Source organism: Lactobacillus sp. X-49 (assembly GCF_057063645.1).
Map to the genome: position 1 here is coordinate 46,360 of NZ_JBXSQM010000014.1, position 6,371 is coordinate 52,730.

Here is a 6,371-nt window from a genome sequence, read left to right on the forward strand (position 1 = left end):
AATGCCTAAAGTATTATCAATTAATAATCTTCATCAAACCTTTGAGCAAGGGACAGTTAATGAAAATCGTGTCTTAAGAGGAATTGATCTTGAACTAGAGGCGGGCGATTTCGTGACTATTATCGGTAGTAACGGTGCTGGTAAATCAACCTTATTAAATAGCATTGCTGGCACAATTCCCGTTCAAGAGGGACAAATCATTTTAAATAATACTGATATCAGTAAGTTGCCTGTAACAAAGCGCGCCAAAAAGATCAGTCGTGTTTTTCAAGATCCTAAAATGGGAACCGCTGTGAGACTAACTGTAGAAGAAAACTTGGCACTTGCAATGAAACGTGGTCAACATCGTGGTTTTCGTAGCGGCGTTAAAAAACACGATCGGCAATTTTTTAAAAAACAATTAGCCCAACTCAATTTAAACTTAGAAAATCGTTTGGAAACCGAAATAGGTTTGCTATCAGGAGGTCAAAGACAAGCAATTACATTATTAATGGCAACATTAAAGCGCCCTGATTTAATTTTACTTGATGAGCATACTGCAGCCTTAGATCCCAAAACTTCCATTACTGTAATGGAATTAACTCAAAAATTGATTAGTAAGCAAAAGTTAACAGCTTTCATGGTTACTCACAACATGGAAGATGCTATTCATTATGGTAACCGGTTAATCATGCTTCATCAAGGTCGTGTCGCTTTAAATTTAGCTGGAAAAGAAAAGAAAAATTTAACAGTAACTAAATTAATGGAACTATTTCAAAAGCAAGTCGGTACTGAATTGGAAGATGATGCAATGCTACTTAGGTAATTAGAACTTTATAGACAGATTGTTTAACTTAGGACTGATTTTCGATATTCTATCGGAGTCAGCCCTTTTAATTTAATTATTCTTTTTAACATTTTTTTGCACCAAAAAGCTGCCCTCATTTTAAGATGCAAAAACTTTACCATTACCCATTGATCTACGGGTTAATGTTGATGAAATTTCTAAAAAAATATTTAAACACAATCAAAAAGCCACCTAGATTAATTTCTAGACGGCTTTTTAATATAAAGTAAAGATTCAAAAAGGAATAATTTTATTATACATTTTTTAGATTTTTTTGCAAAATATAGTTTACTTAGAAACCATTAAGAAGTATGTAGTGCAACACGAAAATGAGTTGCCAAAAATGCCAAATTACATTCTTAATGATAATGCGATTCATAGATTATTACATACTAATAAAAGGCAAACCTCTAAAGCTGAGATTTGCCTTCTATATTTATTAATCAAAAGTATTATTTTCTCCTGAGACGCAATATATTATAAAAAATATAAACTTTGATCGTTCCTATAAAAACATATATATTTGGTTTATAAAAATTAAAATAGTTCGTATCACTTTATTTTTTTTGCTTTTGGGTAATATCCTATATCTGTTACATTTGCCTAGTACATGTTACAACCAGTTAACTTACACTACATACTTAGGTTACAAATTTTGTTAATTATGAATATTAACGAGCTTGGTAATTTTCAATATCTAATTTTCCATTGTCTAAATTCCAATGCTGAAGCTTAAGCTGTTTTGCATGCTTAGAGTCCATATGATGTGAAATCATAATAACTGTTTTATTAATGTTAGTAAGCAAGTTCTCGATTTGAAGGACATTTTGGGGATCTAAATTAGCATCAATTTCATCCGCTAAAATCACCTGCCGATTAAACACAAGTGCACGAGCAATTTCTAAACGCGCACGTTGTCCTCCAGAAAGATTGCTACCACCATTTTCACATAGATAATCTAAGGGGGCATTACCTAATTCCTGATCAAGGCCAACTTCTTTTAATGAATTAAGTAGTATATCATCAGAGAAATTAAGTCCCAAGCCTAGATTAAAGCGAATAGTTTCATTAAAAATATATGGATCTTGTTGAATTAGTGCAAACATATTTGGATCAACTTGACTTTGATACTGCCCATTAACTTGATAAACAAGCTGACCATCTGTTGGTAGAAGTGTTCCCATCAATAAATTAAAAATCGTACTCTTTCCCATTCCTGAGGCACCGGTTAGAAGGATTTTATCATTGTGCTTAATAGTAAACGAAGTATTTTTAAGAATTTGTTTGTTGCCAAAGGAAAAGCTAAGCTGTTTTCCTAAAATCTGTTGCAAAACCGCCGGTTTATCAACAACTGTTTTATTATGACTATCAAGGTTACTGTCTTTTTCAAAAATATTTTCGATTTCTTGGCGTAACGAACTAGTGGTTTTTACAGAAGCAAAATCATCAATTGCTTCTCTTAGTGGCATCATTACTTGGTTGCTGGCTAAGTAGATAGCTAAAATAGTCGCAGCAGTGATCCCTTGATGATTAACCATCAAATAAAATCCTACGCTAATTGGTACAAATAAAGAAATAAGGGACCACAACCATGAAACCAATTTTGCACTAATTTTCGAATCATTTAGGGCCTGATATGAAGCTTCAGTCAAAAATAACTGTTGCTTGATTTTTTTATAGGCGGGGGTGAAAGCATGATAGCGCAACAATATATCTCTACCACCCATTAAGTCACGTAATTTTTTAACAAACTCACTATTATTCTTAGACCAAGTGGTAGAGCGCCTAGTTAAAAAGGATTGGTAAATATTAGGAATAAATACTTGTGGAATGGCAAAAAGAATAAAGACAATACCCAGAAGAAAGTTAAGCTTTAAAATAAAAAGCGTTGAAACTAAAGACATACAAATATCAGAGATAATCTGAACGATTAAAGTAAAATAATTAGTTTCAATTAACTTGAAATCATTAATTAAAGTCGAAATCTCTTTATTAGTATCAATTCTTTGAAAAGTTGCTTTTTCAATATATTCTGCTTTCAATTTGGTGTTAATTATATAAACAATTTTATTTTGAATTTTAGAAAATAGCCAAACTGAAGAATAAATAATTATATAAGCAATCACTGAAACTATGACGAACTTAATAAACTCAGTCACTGAGCTTTTTTGATTGAAAACCGGTAAGTACCCAATGATTGCAGAATTGACAACCCCTTCAAATGAGCTAACTAATAAAGTGATAAAAAGTAAGAATAATAACCATTTTGGAATAAACGAAAATAATTTTTTTAAAGACATTATGGAACCCTCCATAAACTATCATATTCTAAATTATTACAATGTTTTCCTAAGACTTTTGTTATACCAATAAGTCCAGCTCCCAAATCCGTACCAACACCCTGTAATTGGTCAGATAAAAACAATATGTCTCCAGATTTTGACTTGAATTTATGTAACATAACATAAGACAATAGTCGATCGATAATCTGTTCCCCTTTTAATGAAGGAAAGCTTTTATTATACTCAATCAGCGTATCAATAATACCTGTGGTTCCAAGAAAATATCCATAGTATACCGTATAAGGCAAGTCTAAGCTCATTGCCATTTCTTTTATCTTATTTTTAAGACTTGGACGCAGATTATTACAGTAATCATAAGTTTCTAAACAGACTCTTAATAATCCTACAGTACCATATGCTAAGTAAGGATATTCTATAGTTCCCTCTTTCTTTTCTGGAAGACCAATGAAATCATTATTTTCATCACGTATTGCCAAGGCAAAATCATGAGCAATCCAACTATAAATCGCATCATCATATTCGTGAGAGTTTAATTTTTGTTCATATCGTAACAAATAATATGCTATACCTGCTCCACCTTGTGCTAACCCTGCATAATTATAATTCAAAATAATTTGTTTATTTAATAGTTTTTTGGAAAAATCCGAAAGTGAGGCTTGAATTGCAGGAGTTAATTTGGAATTATGCAATAAAGAAAGGCCTATTCCTGCATAGCCATTAAATAATCCAAAATTTATATCTTTAAATTGGTTAATATAACTAACTAACTTTGTAATTATTTTGTTTTTGCAAGGTGATGATGGTAAAGCATATAAAACTCCTGCTAACCCCCCACTAAGCGTTAAAGACAATTTGTCAGAGTAATCATAATTTTTAAAGTCTTTATAAAAAAGTATCTTATATTTGCTCTTTTTAGTTATATTTTCAAGAACACTTTCTATACCAGCAAGTCCATATGAATAAGAAAATTCATTCTCATAATAAGGGGTTAGATGCTTTTTAACAAAAGTATAATTGTCATTACACTTGTTTTCTATCTGTTTAACTAATGTATTAAAAGTATCATTAACCTCTTTCTTTAGTTTACTTTTTTCAATAGAAGGTTGTAAATTTATTTCGAAATCTTCACTATTAACAAAATTGGTGTAAAGTTTTTTTATATGATTTAGTGTACTTTTTAGTTTAATTTTTTCAGGGAAAAAAATCATTAACCTTATTATTGTAAGAAGTTCTTTAATATCCTTTTGATTATAAATTTTTTGAGCATAATCAATGTCAACTTTTATATCTTCTGATCTTGTTTCTATCTCTATACTTTTAGAAAAGAAAAGATAGAATAGCGTCAATCCAATACCACTAATATCACTTTCTATAGATCCTATTGGAGTTTTAGGGTTGAAAAATCCAGTAGTTCTCAATAATGGGACATTAATTACTCCAATTTTTTGTACAGATTCTAAATCTACTACAGATAAAGACTTCCTTTTAATATCATAAAGAAAATTATCAGGTGATACATCACTAATTATTTTATTATGATTTAAAAATATCATTAATATTTCTATTATACTTTCAGAAATAATAAAAACATCTAATAAATAATTTTTTACTTCTAAGATAGTATAATGACTTTTCAAAATAGGATTGGTTGGTCCGAATTTTTTAAGAGATATTCCAGGCATTTTAGTTTCTATTAAATAATAATTTCCATCAATTATTTGATGATCTACAAGTTTAGGAACAAAATTATAATTAATAAATTCTTTTAAAACCCTTGCTTCATTCTTCTTATAATAAAAACCATCTACTGAGATTTTTTCGTCTAATAGAACGGATAGACGTTTTCCCTCTTTAAGGATAACATTTATTTTGTTCTCTGAACCGATTTCACCAACTAAAGTTATTCCTTCATTGTTGTTTCTACTTATATCCAGTATTTTGAAATTATCAAATAAACTATTTTTACTGCTACTATTATTAGGATAAATATCCTTTACTCCTAACGGTAAATAAAAATAATTTTTTCTACTATCACTTATATTATTATCCATGCCATCTTTTATCATATAAAAGTGTTCATTATATCCATTTATTTTCCATTTAGGAACTATCACACCATAACGATAAGAAACAATATTAGAACTGGGAAAGTTTTTATCTGTCAATACCTTTATCCCTTTAAAATGTTTAAGAATTTGTGATAAATCTTCTCCTACTCTTTTTGTTGTAGTTTGATCACAGGTATATATAGTAATATATTTACCAAATTGCATTTTAGGGAAATCTTTTCTTGTGGTTTTTAGCAATTCTGTCATATTGGTAATAAATTTAAACATTATCTTTCTTTTACCTAAGTATGAAGAAACTAAAGACAAAATTTCACTAGAATTATAAATATCGGTTGATACATGTATTTTCCACCCCTGTTCAGGATATTTTTTGGTATCTTCAAAAAAAATGTTTGTAAACATTCCTTTTCGTCTAATAAGGCAACGAAATTTTTGTTGATATACAGCTAAATTGATGAAACAGCCAACAGAATTATTATTATTTTTACAAAAATAATAATTATGCTTGTTTGGATTCAGTTTTTTGATAAGTATATTCATTTTTATTTTCTTTTAAAAAAACATGTGTCGAATTTTTTGTACGGCACATGTGGTAATTATATTTTTATGACAATTATATATTATAAAAATTAACCTATTCGACAAGGACAACTACCTGTAGACCAGGAGTAAACAACTAATTCCTCATCATCTATATCCATGTTCTCTACTTTTTTCTGTAACATTTGTTCAAAACTCATGATTTTCTCCTTTAATAGCTCTGATTAATTATATTTTTATGATAATTATACGCTATAAAAATTAAAAGTAAACACATATATTTATTTTTTGTCATTTATATTTAGTTTTAGTGATTGCAACTTGATAAATTACGGACCAGTGGAGCTTATGCTCCAATTTATTTTTGCTACTAACGTAATATTTTCCATAAAATCTAAAAATTAAAAAGCTAGCTAACATGCTATTTTATGTAACTTAAGAATAATTACGACCAACGGATTAAAAATGGATATTAATTTCAAAAATTGGCTTGAACAAAATTAAATGGTAAATTGTAAAATGAAGTTGAACACTTGCCCTAATTAAAAAATGAAAAAAGTCCATTGGACTTCTTTGATAGAATGTAATTACCCAATCAATTCTAGAAAGAAGTTACCAATGAACTCGCTTAAT

General features: G+C 29.1%; 3 protein-coding genes. 1 reads left to right on the plus strand and 2 read right to left on the minus strand.

Going from position 1 to position 6,371, the window contains the following annotated elements; all coding sequences use genetic code 11:
- The first annotated feature begins 1 nt into the window (after position 1).
- The gene (locus tag ACYIAQ_RS07430) at positions 2–805 is read left to right on the plus strand and encodes an ABC transporter ATP-binding protein (protein ID WP_483563197.1); all 804 of its coding nucleotides are present in this window, start codon (positions 2–4) and stop codon (positions 803–805) included.
- A 692-nt stretch (positions 806–1,497) separates the two neighbouring features.
- Here the strand turns inward: ACYIAQ_RS07430 and ACYIAQ_RS07435 are convergent.
- Together ACYIAQ_RS07435 and ACYIAQ_RS07440 are read right to left on the minus strand one after the other, a co-directional pair.
- Positions 1,498–3,126 (minus strand): ATP-binding cassette domain-containing protein, encoded by a 1,629-nt coding sequence (locus ACYIAQ_RS07435; protein WP_483563198.1) that lies wholly within the window; start codon positions 3,124–3,126, stop codon positions 1,498–1,500.
- A complete protein-coding gene (locus ACYIAQ_RS07440; RefSeq protein ID WP_483563199.1) occupies positions 3,126–5,738 on the minus strand; it encodes a class III lanthionine synthetase LanKC N-terminal domain-containing protein in 2,613 nt (870 codons plus the stop codon). Before ACYIAQ_RS07440 ends, ACYIAQ_RS07435 begins: the two co-directional genes overlap by 1 nt.
- Positions 5,739–6,371: the final 633 nt, after the last annotated feature.